The organism is Acidimicrobiales bacterium (assembly GCA_022452035.1).
Taxonomy (GTDB): domain Bacteria; phylum Actinomycetota; class Acidimicrobiia; order Acidimicrobiales; family MedAcidi-G1; genus UBA9410.
Window position 1 is genome coordinate 13,411 of the sequence record JAKURV010000002.1, and the last position, 17,043, is coordinate 30,453.

A 17,043-nucleotide genomic window follows, 5' to 3' on the forward strand; every position below is an offset into this window, starting at 1 on the left:
TCTGGCAGGCTTGCCCGGTGACCACTGGAAAGACGGTGAAGGGCACCTACCACCACGACTGTCCGGATACTTGTGCCTGGGAGGTGACGGTCCGGGACGGTCGGGGGGCCAACACCCTGACCAACCTGGGTCTGGGGCGTCGGCTGGGCTCGGCTGCCTTCCACGACACACTGGTAGAGGTGGAACGCCTGGTTGTCCGGGAGGGGGAGTGACCACCACCGTTATCGTCACCGGCACCGGGACGCCGATCGCCACCGCCGACCGGGCGGGTCCCGGGGTGCTGGTCGTCTACGAGGGGTCTGGGGGCACGGTGCGGCTCCAGTTCGACGTCGGCCGGTCCACCGTCATGCGGCTGCTGGGGGCCGGTACGTCTCCCGGCGGACTAGACGCTGTGTTCCTCACCCACCATCACTCCGACCACCTGGTGGGCCTGGACGACCTACTCCTCACCCGGTGGGTGCTGGACCGGCAGAGGGACCTGCCGCCCATCCCAGTGGTGGCGCCCGCTGGCCCCTGTATCCGGTTCGTGGACGGCCTGGCCGACCGGTGGGCCGAGGACCTGGCAGTGCGGGCGGCCCACGCCGGCCGGGACCGGGGTCCCGAGGTGGATGTAAGGCCTTTCGGGTTACCGGCCGCACCGACGGAGGTCTGGCGGGCCGCCGATGTCCGGGTGCTGGCCGGCCGGGTCCGCCATGAGCCGGTGCGTCCGGCGGTCGGCTACCGGGTCGAGACTCCGGATGGCGTGGTAGTGGTTTCCGGCGACACGGTGGTGTGTGACGAGGTGGCCGACTTGGCAGCAGGGACTGACGTGCTGGTCTACGAGGCCATGCGGTTCTCCGAGGTCCGGGCCCTGTCCGAGCAGCGGAGGTTCATCCTTGACTACCACGCAGACACGGTCGCTATTGGTCGTCAGGCTGAGGATCTGGGCGTTTCCCGGCTGGTGCTCACCCACCTCATCCCGCCTCCAGGGTCGGAGGCCGACGAGCAGGCCTTTGAGGACGACGTCCGGTCCGGTGGTTACACGGGTGACGTGGTCGTGGCCCGGGACCTCACCACGCTCACCCTGCCCTGAGTGGCCTCCTGCCGCCCGGTCAGCGGTGAGGCCAACGGTTAGGAGTCGTGCAGGACGAAGCGGATCCGCTTGAATCCTTTTCCCTTGGATTCCGTCTTTACGACCTCTAGACGCCCGACCTGGCCGGTGGACGATACGTGGGTCCCACCGTCGGCCTGCTTGTCGAGGCCGACGATGTCCACCACCCGGATCTCGTCCACTGACTCAGGCACCAGATTGACCTTGGTGCGGATGAGCTCCCGGTCCAGTACCGCCTCTCCACGGGGGAGGAACGAGACCTCGATGGGGCGGTCGGCGGCGATCTCGGTGTTGCAGAGAGCTTCCACCTCGGCTCCGAAGCCGTCGGGTAACTGGTCAACCTCGAAGTCCATGCGCCCTGAGAGGGCGTCCATGTTCCCGCCAGTCACCACCCGCTTCCAGTGCTTCCACATCACGCCGCACAGCACGTGCATGGCGGTGTGGGTGCGCATCATGTGGCGCCGTCGCTCGTTGTCAACCTCACCGGTGACCGTGGTACCGACTTCGGGGACCGGTCCGGACAGCGTGTGGAGGACCCTCTCGTCAACGGTCCGGACGTCCAGGACGGCGGTGGCTCCAGTCGTCCACACCAGGTGGCCCGTGTCATGGGGTTGACCCCCGCTGGTGGCGTAGAAGGCCGTGCGGTCCAGTTCCACCCGGTCGCCGTCGACGGCGACCACGGTGGCCTCGAACGACCGTAGGTCGGCGTCCCGCAGATACAAGCGGTCGGTCACCCGTCGCTCCCGTCCGTCGCCCAGTCGTCGGGGCGTTTGCCACCGACCGCCACCCTCAGCTCACCGTCCACTACCTGCCAGGCCAAGGCCCCGAGGCCCCGTCCGTCGGCAGGCCAGGTCGACAACGGGTCGCACGAGTCCACGAAGGTCGAGGTTCCGGCGTCCCACTGCACCAGACAGTGGTTGGCTCCGCCGGGGGTCCGGGCCGAGAAGGCAGACCATCCGGTGGCCGGGTCGGACCCGGTGTGGGTGATCCAGAGGGGAAGATCCCGGCCGACCAGGTCAGGGAAGGGCACCGGACCGTTCTCGGCAATCTCCTTGGCCAGGTCAGCGGCATTTATCCCCCGGAAGTCGGGGTCGCCCAACTGAACCTCGAAGGCGTTAGTGGACCCGGCTAGCCAGAGGACCGCCACCAGCGCCCCGACGGCCCCAGCCAGCGCCACGGCGGTGACGGCCAGGGCTCGGCGCACGTCGAACCGGATTCCGTGGGCCACGGTCATGGGTGTGACGCCTTTCTCTCCGAATTCGCCGTCCGGACACCGATCCGTTGGGGACCGCCGACCCGGTGCTGCCTAGTATCGCCCCGGTTCGGGCGCCGGTGGATGTCGGCGCCCGGGGTGGCGGAACTGATCTAGGGGCCTATGGGAGGAAGCCGGAGTGGACCTGTTCGAGTATCAGGGCAAGCGGTTCTTTGCCCAGTACGGCATGCCGGTGTCGGCCGGCGAAGTGGCGCTGACCGTCGACGAGGCGGTGGACGCCGCCGAACGCCTGGGCACCCCGGTGATGGTCAAGGCCCAGGTCCACACGGGCGGCAGGGGCAAGGCGGGGGGCATCAAGTTCGCCGCCACACTCGACGACGTCCGGACCCACGCCAACGACATCCTCGGGCTGGACATCCGGGGCCACGTGGTGGGCCGGGTGTGGATCGAGAAGGCCTCCGACATCGCCGACGAGTACTACGCCTCGTTCACCCTGGACCGCTCGGCCAAGAAGCACCTGGGCATGCTGTCAGCCGAGGGGGGCGTCGAAATCGAGACGGTGGCGGTCGAGAACCCTGACGCCATCGCCAAAGTCTGGGTTGACCCGGTCGACGGGTTGGACGAGGCCACGGCCCGTGACTGGGTCGAAGCGGCCAACCTGCCGGAGGCGGCCGTGGAAGGCACCGTGGACGTCCTGCTAAAGCTCTACGCGGCATACGTAGACGGTGACGCCGACCTGGTGGAGATCAACCCGCTGATCCTCACACCGGAGGGTCGGATCCACGTTCTGGACGCCAAGGTCACGCTGGACGCCAATTCGGTGTTTCGCCACGAGGACTACGCGGCGTACGACGAGACCCAGACCCGGGACGAACGGGAGACAGCGGCCCACGCCCGGGGCCTCCAGTACGTGGGGTTGGACGGCTCGGTGGGAGTGATTGCCAACGGCGCTGGCCTGGCCATGTCTACGGTCGATGTGGTCAACCAGGTCGGAGGCAGCCCGGCCAACTTTCTAGACATCGGAGGCGGGGCCAACGCCGAGGTGATGGCCGGGGCGTTGGAGGTCATCAACAACGATCCGGCCGTACGGTCCATCTTCATCAACATCTTCGGAGGGATCACCCGGGGCGAGGAGGTGGCCAACGGCATCGTCGAGGCGCTGGAGCGGGTCGCCATCGACTCCCCGATCGTGATCCGCCTGGACGGCACCAACGCCGACGAGGGCCGGACCATCCTCGAACCGCACCTGTCCGACGTCCTCCAGATGGCACCCACCATGCTGGACGCCGCCCGTCGGGCCGTGGAGCTGGCCGAGGGTCGGGAGGTCTGAGCGATGAGCATCTTCGTCGACGCCGAAACCCGGGTTGTCTACCAGGGGTTGACCGGCAGCCAGGGTCGCTACTACGGCCTCCTGAACCGGGACTACGGAACCCGGGTGGTGGCCGGGACCAACCCGAGGAAGGCCGGTACCGACGTCGACGGTATTCCCGTCTTTGCCACGGTGGCTGAGGCGGTGGCCGAGACGGGCGCCACCGCGTCGTGCGTCTTCATCCCGGCCGCCGGGGTCCATGGGGCCGTGATCGAGGCAGCCGAGGGGGGCGTCGAGTTCATCGTGGCCATCACCGAGGGCGTTCCCGCCCACGACGAGGCCGACTTCTACAACCGACTTCGCCGTGACCATCCCCAGGTCCGCCTACTAGGCCCCAATTGTCCGGGGATCATCTCGCCGGGCCAATGCAACATCGGCATCACGGCCGGGCATATCGCCCTGCCGGGCGGCCCGGTGGGCATCGTGAGCCGCTCCGGCACCCTGACCTACCAGGCGCTGTACGAGCTCAGGGAGAAGGGCATCGGGTGTACGACGTGCGTTGGTATCGGGGGGGATCCCGTGCCCGGCACGTCGTTCATCGACTGCCTGGCGGCCTTCGAGGACGATCCCGACACAAAGGCTGTGATGATGATCGGCGAGATCGGAGGCTCGGCCGAGGAAGAGGCCGCCGAGTTCATCGCCACCCGGATGACCAAGCCCATCTCGGCCTATGTGGCCGGCGTGACGGCCCCACCCGGCAAGAAGATGGGACACGCCGGAGCCATCGTCTCGGGCGGCAAGGGCACGGCGGCGGCCAAGATGGACGCCCTCCGCGAGGCAGGGGTCCGGGTGGGCTTGAACCCCACCGAGGCCGGGGAACTGATGGCCGGCATCGTTGCCGAGCTCTAGGAGCCAACCGGCTACGCATCAGGTTGGCTCGGGGCCTGTCGGCTACGCGTCTGGCTGACCTGGCCACCTCCGGACCGGCGAACCCACGGTCGGGCCACACTGGCCCGCTGGTACGGTCGCCGGCATGTCGTTGGCGGTGCTGGTATCAGGGACCGGGTCCATCCTGGACGCCATGGTTGAGGCTGGCCTGCCGATCACCCTGGTCGTCTCAGACCGTCCCTGCCCTGCCATGGAGAAGGCGGCCGGACACGATGTGGAGGCCGTGGTGGTCTGCCGGGACAGCTTCGACGACGACTTCGACCGCGACGGCTACACGTTGCGCCTGACCGACCTCTTGGAGGAGCGAGGCGTCACCCTGGTGGCGATGGCTGGATTTGGGACCGTCTTGGGCCAACCCGTGTACGACCGGTACGCAGGTCGCATCCTGAACACCCACCCAGCGCTGCTCCCCGCCTACCCGGGCTGGCATGCCGTGGCCGACACGCTGGCCGACGGTGCCACGGTGAGCGGCTGCACGGTGCACCGGGCCACCCTGGAGGTGGACAGCGGGCCGATCCTGGCCCACGAGACCGTGCCCGTGCTGCCCGACGACGACGAGGCCTCCCTCCACGAGCGGATCAAGGTGGTGGAGCGACGCCTCTACGTCGACACCATCCGGTCGATCCTGGCCGGGGAACCGCCCATGGATCCCGTCGCCCCCGAGGGAGCCCCGGCGTGAGCCCCGTCCCGAAGCGGGCCCTGCTATCCGTCCATGACAAGACTGGTATCGCAGACCTTGCACGCGGTCTTGTCGAAGCGGGATGGGAGCTGGTTTCCAGCGGGGGTACGGCCTCGGTTCTGGCCGACGAGGGCGTGCCCGTGGTGGAGGTCGGCGAGGTCACCGGGGCCCCGGAGATTCTTGGGGGCAGGGTTAAGACGCTGCACCCGGCGATTCACGGTGGGATCCTGGCCGACCGATCCGATCCCGGGCATCTGGCCAGCCTGGAAGCCCGGGGCATCGTGCCCATCGACCTGGTGGTTGGGAATCTCTACCCGTTCACGTCGGACCCCGGGATCGAGCTGATTGACATCGGCGGTCCGACCATGGTCCGGGCAGCGGCCAAGAACCACGCTCACGTGGGCGTGGTCGTAGATCCGGCCGACTACCGGACGGTCCTCGACGAGCTCCGGGCCGTCGGTTCCCTGTCCGACGCCACCCGACGGCGGCTGGCCCGATCGGCCTTCGCCCACACAGCGGCCTACGACGCGGCCATCGTGGCCTGGTTCGATGAGGACCCATCGTCGGACCATGCCAACGACCTGCTCAAGCCGTCCCTCCATCTGGCCCTGGACCGGGTCCATGACCTCCGGTACGGCGAGAACCCGCACCAGGCGGGCGCCCGCTACCGGGCAGCCGGCTCCTCCGGATGGTGGGACACCGCCGTGGTGCACGGTGGGAAGGCCATGTCATATCTGAACCTGTTTGACACCGAGGCGGCGTGGCGGCTCGTGCACCGCCTGGGTGACGAACCGTGTGCAGTGGTTGTCAAGCACGCCAACCCGTGCGGTGCGGCGGTCGGCTCCGACATCGCCGATGCCTACCTCTCGGCCCACCGGTGCGATCCGGTGTCGGCCTTCGGTGGGGTGGTGGCCGTGAACCGTCCGGTCACGCTGGCCATGGCCGAGGCCCTGTCCGAGGTATTCACCGAGGTCGTGGTGGCGCCCGCCTACGAGCCAGACGCCCTAGCCCTCCTCGGCGAGCGGAAGAACCTGCGGGTCCTCGAGGCTGGGCCCCCCGGCTGGCCGGAGTTGGACGTCCGAGGCATCGACGGTGGGCTCCTGGTCCAGACGGCCGACGACCTGGTGGCCGAACCGTCCGTCTGGCGGGTGGTGACCGAACGGGAACCCACCGGATCCGAGTGGGCCGACCTGGAGTTCGCCTGGCGGGTAGTCGCACGGGTGAACTCCAACGCCATCGTGCTCGTGAAGAACCGGTGTGCGGTAGGCATCGGGGCCGGCCAGCAGAACCGTCGGGACGCCGGCCGGATCGCCGCCGAGAAGGCGGCCGGTCGGGCAATCGACGGGGCGTGCGCCAGCGACGCCTTCTTCCCGTTCCGGGACGGCCTGGACGCCGTGGCCGACGCCGGGGTTACCGCCGTGGTGCAGCCCGGGGGCTCGTTGCGTGACGGCGAGGTGGTGGCGGCGGCCGACGCCCATGGCATGGCCATGGTCTTCACCGACGAGCGACATTTTCGCCACTGACCAGCCGTCGGGGTCGGGATCGGCGGCGGCTAGCGTCACCAGCCATGAGCGCACAACTCCTCGCAGGTGGACCGGTGGCCGAAGCCGTCCTGGACGACGTCCGGACCCGGGTCGACGCGCTAAGAGCTGCTGGTACCACACCCGGTCTGGGCACCATCCTCGTCGGTGACGACGGGGCCAGTGCCGGCTACGTCCGCAAGAAGCACGAGACATGCGAGTCGGTTGGCATGGTCTCGTATCACATCCAGGTGGAGGCCGATGACCCCGTGGAGGCCCTCGACGAGGCGGTGGCCGCCTTCAACGGGGATCCGGCCATCCACGCCTACATCATCCAGCATCCGGTAGCCGACGGCTTCGACTTCAACTCCGCGCTCTCGGCCATGGATCCAGCCAAGGACGCGGACGGCCTACATCCCACCAACCTCGGCAAGCTGGTCCTCCAGGAGGAAGGCCCTGTGCCGTGCACGCCGGCCGGCATCCAGGCCCTCTTTGTTCACTACGACATCGATGTCAGCGGGAAGCACGTGGTAGTCATCGGACGCGGCCCGACCCTAGGCCGGCCGTTGTCCCTGCTCCTGACGACCAAGGCCCCGGGAGCCAACGCGGCGGTCACCGTGGTGCACTCGGCGGTACCCGACCTAGCCGACCTGACCCGGGAGGCTGACATCGTGGTGGCCGCCCTCGGCGTGCCATCGTTTGTGCAGCCGGACATGGTGAAGCCAGGGGCCGTGGTGGTCAGTGGCGGCATCTCCTGGGAGGGCCGGAAGCTGCTGGCTGACGTGGACGAGTCGGTGGGTGAGGTGGCGTCCTGGATCACTCCCCGGCTGGGTGGGGTGGGGCCCACCACCGTGGCCATGCTGCTGCGCAACACGGTCGAAGCTGCCGAGCGCGCTGACGCCAAAGCGGGCTGATGGTCGGCGGTCCGCCGACCATGTCCAACCCCCGCCGATGCCCACCGGTCAGATCCCCGTCCGTTGGATGCAGCGCGACCCCGAATCGGTAGGGTCGGAGGAATGACAGGAAAGATCACCATGGGTGCCGACGGCGTCCTTGTCGTGCCCACTGATCCGATCATCCCGTTCATCGAAGGAGACGGCACCGGTGTCGACATCTGGCCAGCAGCCCGGCTGGTACTCGACGCAGCGGCAGCCAGGTACGGCCACACCGTCGAGTGGATGGAGGTGCTGGCCGGGGAGAAGGCCTACAACGAGACCGGTGAATGGCTGCCCCGGGAGACCGTCGAGGCGTTCACCGAGTACCTGATCGGCATCAAGGGGCCGCTCACCACCCCGATCGGCGGGGGCTTCCGCAGCCTCAACGTTGCCCTCCGCCAGATCCTGGACCTCTACGTGTGCCTCCGCCCGGTGCGGTGGTTCCAGGGCGTGCCGTCGCCGGTCAAGCACCCCGAGCTAGTCGACATGGTGATCTTCCGGGAGAACACCGAAGACATATACGCCGGCCTCGAGGTCGAGGCCATGACGCCTGAGGCCCTCCGCTTGCGGGAGCTGCTAGAGGACGCCTTCGGCTGGCAGATACGCGAGGACTCCGGAATCGGCATCAAGCCCATCTCCAAAACCGGGTCCCAGCGCCTACAACGAGCGGCCCTGCAATACGCGGTGGACCGAGGCCGCCCCCGGGTCCATTGGGTCCACAAAGGCAACATCATGAAGTTCACCGAGGGCGCCTTCCAGAAGTGGGGCTACGAGCTGGTAAAGGAGGAGTTCTCAGATGTGGCCGTCGGGTGGGACGACTGCGACGGCGATCCCGGCGACCGGATCCTCGTCCAGGACACCATCGCCGACATCGCCCTCCAGCAGGTACTGACCCGCCCATCGGAGTTCGACGTGATCGCCACCATGAACCTCAACGGCGACTACCTGTCCGACGCCCTGGCCGCCCAGGTAGGAGGCATCGGTATCGCCCCGGGCGGGAATGCCAACTACGTCACCGGACACGGCATCTTCGAGGCCACCCACGGCACGGCACCCAAGTACGCCGGTCAGGACAAGGTCAACCCGTCGTCCGTGCTGCTGTCCGGCGTTCTCATGTTCGAGCACATCGGCTGGCAGGAGGCCGCCGACGACATCGTGCGGGCCGTAGAGACAGCGGTCACCGACAAGGTCGTGACCTACGATTTTGCCCGGCTCATGGACGGGGCTACCGAGGTCTCATGCTCGGAATTCGCCTCGGCCGTGGTTGACCGGCTCTGAGCACCGGCCACTGAACGAGAAGCCGGACCGGCGGGGCGGGACCGTCCCGGAAAGCGTGATGCGGCGCGGCTGGCGTCTGGTCCGCCGGTCGTTTCGAGCCCATCCGGGGGCTCACGCCCTTGGCATCATGGGGGCCAACGTCTTCGCCCTTGCCGTAGTGGGATTCACGGTGGTCGTGGGTCGGGTGACCGACGAGGTGATCGTCCCCGGGCTGGACGGCGACGGGGTGTCTCGTCAGTCGCTACTGGTTGCCGTGGCCGCCGTCACCGCGGTGGGGGTGATCCGGGGCGTCTCGATCATGACCCGGCGGTGGTTCAACATGCTGGCCACCGTCCGTACCCAGCGGACATGGCGCCTTGCCGTCACCGACCAGTTCCTGGACGTCCCGCTGTCCTTTCACCGCTCCCGCCCGGCCGGACAACTGCTGGCCCACGCCGACGCTGACGTGGAGGTGGCCACGTCGATGCTCAAGCCGCTGGCCTTCTCGATGTCGGTAGTCATGCTGGCAGTGGCCGCCCTAGTCAGCTTGCTGGTTGTCCACCCGCTCTTTGCCCTGGTCGCTGTGGTGATGTTTCCCACCCTGACCGTCCTGAACCGCCGGTTTATCCGTGCTGTGGAAGTACCGGCGGCCCGTGGTCAGGCGGCAGTAGGGGAGATCTCAGGGATTGCCCACGAGAGTCTCGATGGGGTTCTGGTCGTCAAGACACTGGGTCGGGAACGCCTTGAGGTGGACCGGTTCGCCGAAGCAGCATCGAGGCTCCGGGAGCACCGGTTGGCGGCGGGTCGGATCCGGTCGGACTATGCGCCGTTGTACTACTCGCTGCCCCAGCTAGGGATCGTCGTCCTGCTGCTGGTCGGGGCGTGGCTGGTGGACGGAGGTTCGGTGTCGATTGGCGACGTGGTCCAGGCCATGTCTCTGTTCAGCATCCTCACCCTGCCCATGGAGATCCTGGGTTACATGTTCCAGGAAATGCCCCGGTCGGTGGTGGCCATGGATCGCATCGACCGGGTGCTGGCTGAACCGACGGAACTCCACCCAGGTCCGGTAGCTGACGAGTCGATCGGTTCGACGCCAGGGGGCTCCGGGGCGGTTGGGCCGGTGGTTGTCGAGTTCGATGCCGTGGGCTTCTCCTACCCGGGCGGACCACCGATCCTCTCCGACCTCGACCTCCGGCTGGACCCCGGCGAGACCGTGGCCCTGGTGGGGGCTACCGGTTCTGGAAAGAGCACGGCCGTCGCTCTACTGGCTGGCCTCGTGCCGCCGACGGTCGGAGAGGTGCGGGTCGGTGGGGTGGCGACATCGGCTCTGGGTCCCGAGGGGGTGACCCAGTCGGTGGCCACGGTCCTCCAGGAGACCTTCTTGTTCGCCGACTCGGTACGGGCCAACCTCGTCCTTGGGCTCGAAGTCGACGACGACGAGCTGGCTCGGGCCCTGGCCGCCGCCTCGGCCGACAGTTTCGTGGCCGAGCTTCCGGCCGGCCTGGAGACGGTTGTCGGCGAACGGGGCATGACGCTGTCCGGCGGCCAGCGGCAGCGCCTGGCCATCGCCCGGGCCTTGCTCCGGCGACCCGCCGTCCTCGTGCTCGACGACGCCACCTCAGCCGTCGACCCAGTCGTCGAGGCGGGGATCCTCGAATCGCTGCGTCGACCGGTCGGAGAGGACCTGGTTGGTGGGAGGTCGGTCGGGTTCGACAGGCCACCGACGCTGTTGGTCATTGCCCACCGAATGGCCACCATCCGGCTGGCCGATCGGGTGCTTTTCCTCGAGGGTGGGCGGATTGCCGCTTCTGGGACCCACGACGAGCTGCTTGACGTCGAGTCGTACGCGGCCCTGGCCCGGGCCTACGAGATGGCCGGAGGCCCACGATGACTGACGTGGACTCTCGGAGGATTGACGGGGTCGGCGCGATCGCCGTGCTCCGGAGGGGTATGGCGGCTTCCCCGGAACTGCGCGACGGGGCCCTGTACACCGCGGCCATGGCGTTGGCGGTGGCCGGAGGGAAGTTGCTGATCCCTCTACTCATCCAGGTCGTGATGGACGTGTCGATCACTGCTGACGGGGTCCGGTTGGGCCGGGCGGTGGTTTTGTGCGCGGTGGCCGCTGCGCTGGTGGTGGGCAGCATCTTCGTCGGGAAGATCACCTACTTCCGGCTTGTCCGGACCGCCGAGAATGTCCTACTGGGCCTGAGGGTGCGCACCTTCGAGCACCTGCACCGGCTCAGCCTGGCCGAGCACACGGCCTCCAAGAAAGGGGTGCTCACCGCACGGGTCACTAGCGACGTCGAGACACTCACCCAGTTCGCCCAGTGGGGGGCCATCGCCTGGATTATCGACTCAGTCCAGGTGGTAGCTGTGCTGGTCATCATGGCCGTGTACTCGTGGCAGCTCACCCTCGTGGTGCTGCTGTTTCACCTCCCGTTGCTCCCCGTGCTGCGGTGGATGCAGTCCAGACAGCTTGTGGCCTACGACAATCTCCGAACCCGGGTGTCGGACACCCTGGGCGTGGTGTCCGAGTCGGTCCACGGTGTCGAGGTGGTTCGGGCCTACGGCTATCGGGAGCGGATGCGCCGTCGAGTCCACGGGGTCGTTGATGCCCAGTACGACCAGCAGATGGTGGCCGCCCGTTACTTCTCCCTGGTTCTTCCCCTCACCGACGTGTTCGGGGTGACAGCCATCGCGTCGGTCGTCGGAGCCGGGGTGTGGTGGGGTGGCGCCTGGGGGGTGACCTCGGGTGAGCTTGTGGCCTTTGTCTTCCTCTGCAACCTGCTGGTGGTGCCCATCACCGAGATGGGTGAGGTGCTGGACCAGACCCAGACCGCCTTGGCCGGCTGGTGGAAGATCCTGGATGTCCTGGACACTGAAGTGGAAGTGGTCGAGCCGTCCACCACGGTGCCACTGCCAACGGGGGCCCTGGGCGTTCGAGTGGAGGCCGTTGACTTCGCTTACCGCCAGGGCGGCCGGGTACTCCACGGCATCGATGTATCCCTACCCGCTGGGGCCTCGGTGGCTGTAGTCGGCGAGACCGGATCGGGCAAGACCACGCTGGCCAAGCTGATGGCCCGGTTGGCCGACCCCACCTCAGGTCGGGTGCTGGTCGGCGGCGTGGACCTACGCGACGTGTCAGCCGAGGACCGGCGTCGGGCCATACGGATGGTTCCCCAGGACGGGTTCTTGTTCGACACGTCGATCGCCGAGAACGTCCGGTTTGGTCGTCCCGACGCCACGACCGGTGACGTGGAGGCCGCCCTCGACGCCCTGGACCTGACGGACTGGGTGAACGGCCTGGGATCTGGCCTGGATACCCGGGTAGGGGAACGTGGCGAGTCGTTGTCGGTCGGTGAGCGGCAGTTGGTGGCCCTGGCCCGGGCTCACCTAGCCGACCCAGGCCTGCTGGTCCTGGACGAGGCCACTTCGGCCGTCGACCCGGAGACCGAGACCACTCTGGAGCGGGCCCTAGAGCGATTGGCCGCCGGACGAACGACGGTCAGCGTGGCCCACCGACTTTCGACCGCCGAACGGTCCGACCTAGTGCTGGTCTTTGACGCCGGCCGGATCGCCGAACAGGGGAGTCATGACGAGTTGGTGGCCCGGGGCGAGATTTATTCCGGCCTCTACCGCTCCTGGTTGGGCGGCACCCGCTCCCCCGGGACCAGCCGGGAAGGGATGACCCGGTGACCGGCGTCGAACCTCACCGAAATCCCATCGACCCGGTGGTCGGACGAACGGCCTCTGAGTGGGATGCCGTGATCGCCGGGTTGCCGACCGTGGCCGACCCGTGGCCTCCGTCAGGTCCCCTGGTGCTGGTAGCGCCCCATCCCGACGACGAGCTCCTGGCCGCCGGTGCCACTCTGGCCGCCGCCTCGGATGCCGGGACGGAGGTTCGGGTGGTGGCGGTGACCGACGGCGAGATGTCCCACCCTCATCTGGACGATGCCGGACGACGCCAACTAGTGGACCGGCGTCTGGCCGAGACGACTGCCGCCTACACGGCAGCCGGGATCGTGGCCGACCGCCACCGGCTGTCGCTCCCCGACGGGGACACCACGGACCACGCCGACCGCCTCGTGGAGGGCCTCCTCTCCTTCCTGGAGGGGGCGGCGGTCTGTCTGGCCCCCTGGGAGGCCGATGGCCACCCCGACCACGACACCTGCGGCCGGGCGGCCCTCAAGGCCTGTGCCGTACTTGGGGTACCCGTGTTCTCATTCCCGGTGTGGTCTTGGAACTGGGACGACCCCGGCAATCCGGCGATTCCCCTCGATCGGGCGGTCCGGTTCCCACTGTCCGACCGACCGGACGGTGCAGCGTGGATGGCCCGGAAGCGGGCTGGACTGGCCGCCTATACCAGCCAGATCCTCGTCGAGGACGGACACCGACCGGTCCTCCCGGCCGGCTTTGTGGCCCACTTCATGCGGTCCGATGAAGTGTTTCTGCGATCCTGAGCCACCCGTCACCCCATCGCGGTGACGACCGCTCCGGGTGGCGTCGGTAGCCTCGGACCACAGGCCCGAGCCCCCCGAGGAGTCTTCCGTGAGCCCCCGTCCCGTCCGAGTTGCCGTCACCGGAGCCGCCGGTCAGATCGGCTACAGCCTCGTCTTCCGTATCGCCAGTGGCCACCTCCTAGGGCCCGACCAGCCGGTGGCCCTCCATCTGCTGGAGATCCCCCCGGCCATGGGGGCCCTCGAGGGAGTGGCCATGGAATTGGACGACTGCGCCTTCCCTCTCCTCGACGGATTGGTACCTACCGACGACCCGGGCCTGGCCTTCGACGGCGTCAACATCGCCCTGCTGGTCGGTTCCAGGCCCCGGTCTGCGGGCATGGAGCGCCAGGACCTCCTGGAGGCCAACGGCGCCATCTTCACCGGACAGGGTCGGGTGTTGAACGACCGGGCGGCTGACGACCTTCGCGTGCTGGTGGTCGGCAACCCGGCTAACACCAACTGCCTGATCGCCATGAACAGTGCACCGGACGTTCCGAACGAGCGGTTCACGGCCATGATGCGCCTAGACCACAATCGGGCTCTGACCCAGGTCGCCCAACGCCTCGGTGTGTCGGTCAACGACGTCACCCGGATGACCATTTGGGGTAACCACTCGGCCACCCAATACCCGGACCTCTTCCACTGTCGGGTAGGCGGGACCAGCGCTGCCGAGGCGGTAGACGACCAGGCCTGGTTAGAGGACCAGTTCATCCCCACCGTCCAGCAGCGAGGAGCGGCCATTATCGAGGCACGCGGTGCCTCCAGCGCTGCCTCGGCGGCCAACGCGGCCATCGACCATGTCAACGACTGGGTGTTCGGGACACCAGACGACGACTGGGTCACCATGGGCGTGCCGTCGGACGGAAGTTACGGTGTACCCGATGGCCTGCTCTGCGGGTTTCCGGTCACCTGCACCGACGGCGCTTACTCCATCGTGCAGGGTCTGGACGTCGACGAGTTCTCCCGGCAGCGGATCGACGCCTCGGTAGCCGAGCTGGCCGCCGAACGGGACATGGTGCGCGGCCTCGGCTTGATTTGAGTGGTTAGGCCGTCGGACCCTGTTCTGGTCGGCCTCAACTCTCCCAGGACACCTCGTCACCGACGGCCAGATCAGCGTCGTTCAAGGCGATACCGTGCACGCCCCCCCGCCAACCGACTTCCATGGCAGCCCGCAGCCCCTGATGGGCGGCGTCCATGAGGCCGCACGGCCGGGTTTCGCCGGTTACCTGGATGCGGGCCCCGCCGACTCGCAGCACTCGCCCGGTGGACTCGACCAGGTCGCCCAGGCCGGTGACCAGAATGTTGGCCCGGCGGGCCGACGGGTCCAGTTCGGCGTCGGCCTCAGCGTTGGCGGCCTCCCAGTCCTCAGCGGACAGCACGGTGACCTGACGGGGGCCACCCCGTTCGGCGTTTCCGACCAGGCCGTGGTTCGACCGTACGGAGGCGTGCTCCACCTCTTGCAGGGGTTCGCCCTTTACGGGCTTCAACCAGATCCGCATGAGCTGGGCCATGTATGAAAGGTACCCGGCAACCGGACAACGGTTCGGCTCAGGGCTCCCGGGCGACGGCGAACACGTCGCCTAAGCCGTCGAACACGGCACGGTGCTCAACCAGGAGGCGGGGGTCGCCTCCGAGAGTCAGGTCCCCGTCGATCACGGCCCGTAGGGGATCCAGCGTGCCGGCGGCTAGGGCCCGGGCTGTAACCGGGTCAGTGGCGAAACGCAGGTCGGGATGGTCGGCTGGTCCAGCGATTACTCGGACCGAACCGTGGTCGAACACCACATGCCAGGTGGGTCCACCGGAGGTCGAATACTCCAATACGAGGGTCATGGCGGCGGCGGCCTCCTGGAGCCCGGGGTGTTCGGCGACCGCGGTGTCCAGGGCGGCGATCCAGGCGTCGGACAACGGTTCGGCCACAGTCCGGGAGCCTAGGTCCCGACCTGGTCGGCCGTGATGGCCCTACGAGCCCACTGGTCGTGTACCGGGTGGTAGACGCTACGGTGCCGGCCACCGCTGGGGCGGGCCTCCACGGGTCTGGCCCGCGGTGAAACCGCGGGAGGGGAACGGTGTCGGAGGTCGGTCGAGGGCAGAAGACCTACGACTTCGGCACGGCCCGCGGGCGGTGGGTCCGCTTGGAGGGACCCGACGACGTGCTGGGTCTGATGGACACAGGAGCCGACGGCCTGGTGGCTGTTGTCAGAGACGCCGGTGCCACGTTCCTGGGACCAGTCTTCGACGAGTTGGCCGGCGTGGTGTGCACCGGGGGGACGATCCGAAGCCACATCGGGATCGTCAGCCGGGAATACCGGGTCCCAGGGGTGGTGGCCGCCGTCCTGTCCGAGGAGCCGGACGAGGGTGCCGAGGTGGAGTTGGACGCAACCGGGACCGACGGCGTGGTCCGCCTGGTCGGGGGATGACTACCGACGTCGTCCCCGGTCGCGCCGAGGAGGGTGTCCCGGCCCGGCGCGACCAGGTGAACGGGTGGCTGGCCACCATCAACCCGATCACCCGCCAGTTGGTCGCTGAGCGGACCGGTTACTCCTCGCAGCTCATCCCGGTCACGCCCTACGTGATGGTGTCCTGCGTCGAGGCCTTCCTCCGCTACCCGGACGCCGTGGCCATCATCACGGCGGCTATGGAACCGGAGGAGATCGGGGTGGAGGCCCGGCGTCCCGGCTGTCAGGCCAACTCGGTGTTTCTTTGGGGTGTGGCCAACTTCTTCCTCATCGGACGCAACGTCCTACGGGCGGTAGATCCCTCGGTGGACGACGCCCCGAACGCGCTAGACCGTGCTCACACGGTGCTGGACTTCTGGGCCCGGACGTCACGGGCCTACAGGGGCGGCGACCACCTTCACGCCGCCGAGGTGGGCGACCGCCTGGACGTGTTCGACGAGGACACGGTGTCGGCGCTGGTGGCGGCGGCCACAACAGTGGATGACGGGCGTCGGGACCGGATCAGGCGGGCCAACGCCACCATTATCAACCATCTCTTCCTGCTCTATTTCGACACCCGGGTTGGGCACGGGGATACCGGCCCGTACCACCTAGACGACGGTCGTACGGTGATCATTCGCGACTACTTCCGGCTGGCCGAGAGTGACCTGGCCTGGTCACCGGTGGCCGCCGCGGTCCCCCACGGAAACCTCACGGCCGTTCTTGTCCTCGACCCCGGGGTGGAGGTCCGAATCACCGACTTCGGGACCACGGTCTCGACGCCCGAGGACTATCTCGACCACCTGTCGGAGTTCGCCCTGTTCACTTCGGACGGCGTAGGACCCGGCCAGCCACTGGTACCGGTCTCTGACGACGAAATGGACGTCGTGGCCTCGGCCGCCAGGGCTGCGCAACGCCGCCACTACCGGGACATCGTGGCTATGGACCGGGACCAGCGGATCGCCTGCGGGGCCTACGTCTACCTGACCTTCCTGCGCCCCTTCGCTGAGTTGGCTGGGGTGGCCGACGAGATCGATTGGACCTGCCCCCGGGACACCCCGGCTGACCTATACCCCCTGATCACAGCTGACGTGGAGGCTTCTCAACCCGATCCGGATACCGATCTCTACCCACCTTTCGGCTGAGGAAGAACAGGCG

The 17,043-nt window shown here is 68.1% G+C and carries 18 protein-coding genes; 14 read left to right on the top strand and 4 right to left on the bottom strand.

The annotated features are described in order from the left end of the window. Nucleotides 1–17: 17 nt before the first annotated feature. Together MK181_01110 and MK181_01115 are read left to right on the top strand one after the other, a co-directional pair. A complete protein-coding gene (locus MK181_01110) occupies nucleotides 18–212 on the top strand; it encodes a hypothetical protein (protein ID MCH2418391.1) in 195 nt (64 codons plus the stop codon). Then, nucleotides 209–1,072, top strand: coding sequence for an MBL fold metallo-hydrolase (locus MK181_01115; GenBank protein MCH2418392.1), 864 nt, complete (start codon nucleotides 209–211; stop codon nucleotides 1,070–1,072). Before MK181_01110 ends, MK181_01115 begins: the two co-directional genes overlap by 4 nt. 38 nt (nucleotides 1,073–1,110) lie before the next feature. Here the strand turns inward: MK181_01115 and MK181_01120 are convergent, their stop codons facing one another. Next, nucleotides 1,111–1,824, bottom strand: coding sequence for an alanyl-tRNA editing protein (locus MK181_01120; protein MCH2418393.1), 714 nt, complete (start codon nucleotides 1,822–1,824; stop codon nucleotides 1,111–1,113). Next, entirely contained in the window at nucleotides 1,821–2,324 is a 504-nt protein-coding gene (locus MK181_01125; protein MCH2418394.1) for a hypothetical protein, read from the bottom strand. The genes MK181_01120 and MK181_01125 overlap by 4 nt, the downstream gene beginning before the upstream one ends. Before the next feature lie 157 nt (nucleotides 2,325–2,481). Between MK181_01125 and sucC the strand changes: the two genes are divergently transcribed. The 10 genes from sucC to MK181_01175 all read left to right on the top strand — a co-directional run bounded on the left by sucC (nucleotide 2,482) and on the right by MK181_01175 (nucleotide 14,489). Further along, on the top strand, nucleotides 2,482–3,633 hold the full coding sequence (sucC, locus tag MK181_01130; protein ID MCH2418395.1) for an ADP-forming succinate--CoA ligase subunit beta: 1,152 nt from the start codon (nucleotides 2,482–2,484) through the stop codon (nucleotides 3,631–3,633). A gap of 3 nt (nucleotides 3,634–3,636) precedes the next feature. Further along, nucleotides 3,637–4,521: a succinate--CoA ligase subunit alpha gene (gene sucD, locus MK181_01135; protein ID MCH2418396.1), complete on the top strand. Its 885-nt coding sequence runs from the start codon at nucleotides 3,637–3,639 to the stop codon at nucleotides 4,519–4,521. Nucleotides 4,522–4,645: 124 nt separating this feature from the next. Beyond that, nucleotides 4,646–5,239, top strand: a complete 594-nt coding sequence (gene purN / locus MK181_01140; GenBank protein MCH2418397.1) for a phosphoribosylglycinamide formyltransferase — start codon at nucleotides 4,646–4,648, stop codon at nucleotides 5,237–5,239. Continuing rightward, nucleotides 5,236–6,762: a bifunctional phosphoribosylaminoimidazolecarboxamide formyltransferase/IMP cyclohydrolase gene (gene purH / locus MK181_01145; GenBank protein MCH2418398.1), complete on the top strand. Its 1,527-nt coding sequence runs from the start codon at nucleotides 5,236–5,238 to the stop codon at nucleotides 6,760–6,762. Before purN ends, purH begins: the two co-directional genes overlap by 4 nt. Before the next feature lie 44 nt (nucleotides 6,763–6,806). Beyond that, entirely contained in the window at nucleotides 6,807–7,673 is an 867-nt protein-coding gene (locus tag MK181_01150; GenBank protein MCH2418399.1) for a bifunctional 5,10-methylenetetrahydrofolate dehydrogenase/5,10-methenyltetrahydrofolate cyclohydrolase, read from the top strand. A 102-nt stretch (nucleotides 7,674–7,775) separates the two neighbouring features. Beyond that, a complete protein-coding gene (gene icd / locus MK181_01155; protein ID MCH2418400.1) occupies nucleotides 7,776–8,972 on the top strand; it encodes an NADP-dependent isocitrate dehydrogenase in 1,197 nt (398 codons plus the stop codon). Then, the gene (locus tag MK181_01160; protein MCH2418401.1) at nucleotides 8,959–10,842 is read left to right on the top strand and encodes an ABC transporter ATP-binding protein/permease; all 1,884 of its coding nucleotides are present in this window, start codon (nucleotides 8,959–8,961) and stop codon (nucleotides 10,840–10,842) included. Before icd ends, MK181_01160 begins: the two co-directional genes overlap by 14 nt. Beyond that, complete coding sequence (locus MK181_01165) at nucleotides 10,839–12,647, top strand: ABC transporter ATP-binding protein/permease (GenBank protein ID MCH2418402.1); 1,809 nt, start codon at nucleotides 10,839–10,841, stop codon at nucleotides 12,645–12,647. The genes MK181_01160 and MK181_01165 overlap by 4 nt, the downstream gene beginning before the upstream one ends. After that, on the top strand, nucleotides 12,644–13,411 hold the full coding sequence (locus MK181_01170) for a PIG-L family deacetylase (protein ID MCH2418403.1): 768 nt from the start codon (nucleotides 12,644–12,646) through the stop codon (nucleotides 13,409–13,411). The genes MK181_01165 and MK181_01170 overlap by 4 nt, the downstream gene beginning before the upstream one ends. A gap of 88 nt (nucleotides 13,412–13,499) precedes the next feature. After that, on the top strand, nucleotides 13,500–14,489 hold the full coding sequence (locus MK181_01175; GenBank protein ID MCH2418404.1) for a malate dehydrogenase: 990 nt from the start codon (nucleotides 13,500–13,502) through the stop codon (nucleotides 14,487–14,489). 34 nt (nucleotides 14,490–14,523) lie between these two features. Here the strand turns inward: MK181_01175 and MK181_01180 are convergent, their stop codons facing one another. Continuing rightward, on the bottom strand, nucleotides 14,524–14,961 hold the full coding sequence (locus tag MK181_01180; GenBank protein ID MCH2418405.1) for an MOSC domain-containing protein: 438 nt from the start codon (nucleotides 14,959–14,961) through the stop codon (nucleotides 14,524–14,526). 37 nt (nucleotides 14,962–14,998) lie between these two features. Beyond that, nucleotides 14,999–15,367 carry an SCP2 sterol-binding domain-containing protein gene (locus tag MK181_01185; protein ID MCH2418406.1) on the bottom strand — a complete coding sequence of 123 codons (369 nt, stop codon included), beginning with the start codon at nucleotides 15,365–15,367 and terminating at the stop codon, nucleotides 14,999–15,001. 149 nt (nucleotides 15,368–15,516) lie between these two features. Here MK181_01185 and MK181_01190 point away from each other — a divergent pair, with 149 nt between their 5' ends. Then, nucleotides 15,517–15,867 (top strand): PEP-utilizing enzyme, encoded by a 351-nt coding sequence (locus tag MK181_01190; protein MCH2418407.1) that lies wholly within the window; start codon nucleotides 15,517–15,519, stop codon nucleotides 15,865–15,867. Beyond that, nucleotides 15,864–17,030, top strand: a complete 1,167-nt coding sequence (locus MK181_01195) for a hypothetical protein (protein MCH2418408.1) — start codon at nucleotides 15,864–15,866, stop codon at nucleotides 17,028–17,030. Before MK181_01190 ends, MK181_01195 begins: the two co-directional genes overlap by 4 nt. Nucleotides 17,031–17,043 lie beyond the last annotated feature (13 nt).

What these genes read in the sequence shown, in the direction of transcription:
- purN (MCH2418397.1), top strand. Translation starts at nt 4,646, where the DNA reads ATGTCGTTGGCGGTGCTGGTATCAGGGACCGGGTCCATCCTGGACGCC.
- MK181_01165 (MCH2418402.1), top strand. Translation starts at nt 10,839, where the DNA reads ATGACTGACGTGGACTCTCGGAGGATTGACGGGGTCGGCGCGATCGCC.
- MK181_01125 (MCH2418394.1), bottom strand. Translation starts at nt 2,324, where the DNA reads ATGACCGTGGCCCACGGAATCCGGTTCGACGTGCGCCGAGCCCTGGCC.
- sucD (MCH2418396.1), top strand. Translation starts at nt 3,637, where the DNA reads ATGAGCATCTTCGTCGACGCCGAAACCCGGGTTGTCTACCAGGGGTTG.
- MK181_01195 (MCH2418408.1), top strand. Translation starts at nt 15,864, where the DNA reads ATGACTACCGACGTCGTCCCCGGTCGCGCCGAGGAGGGTGTCCCGGCC.
- icd (MCH2418400.1), top strand. Translation starts at nt 7,776, where the DNA reads ATGACAGGAAAGATCACCATGGGTGCCGACGGCGTCCTTGTCGTGCCC.
- MK181_01180 (MCH2418405.1), bottom strand. Translation starts at nt 14,961, where the DNA reads ATGGCCCAGCTCATGCGGATCTGGTTGAAGCCCGTAAAGGGCGAACCC.
- MK181_01150 (MCH2418399.1), top strand. Translation starts at nt 6,807, where the DNA reads ATGAGCGCACAACTCCTCGCAGGTGGACCGGTGGCCGAAGCCGTCCTG.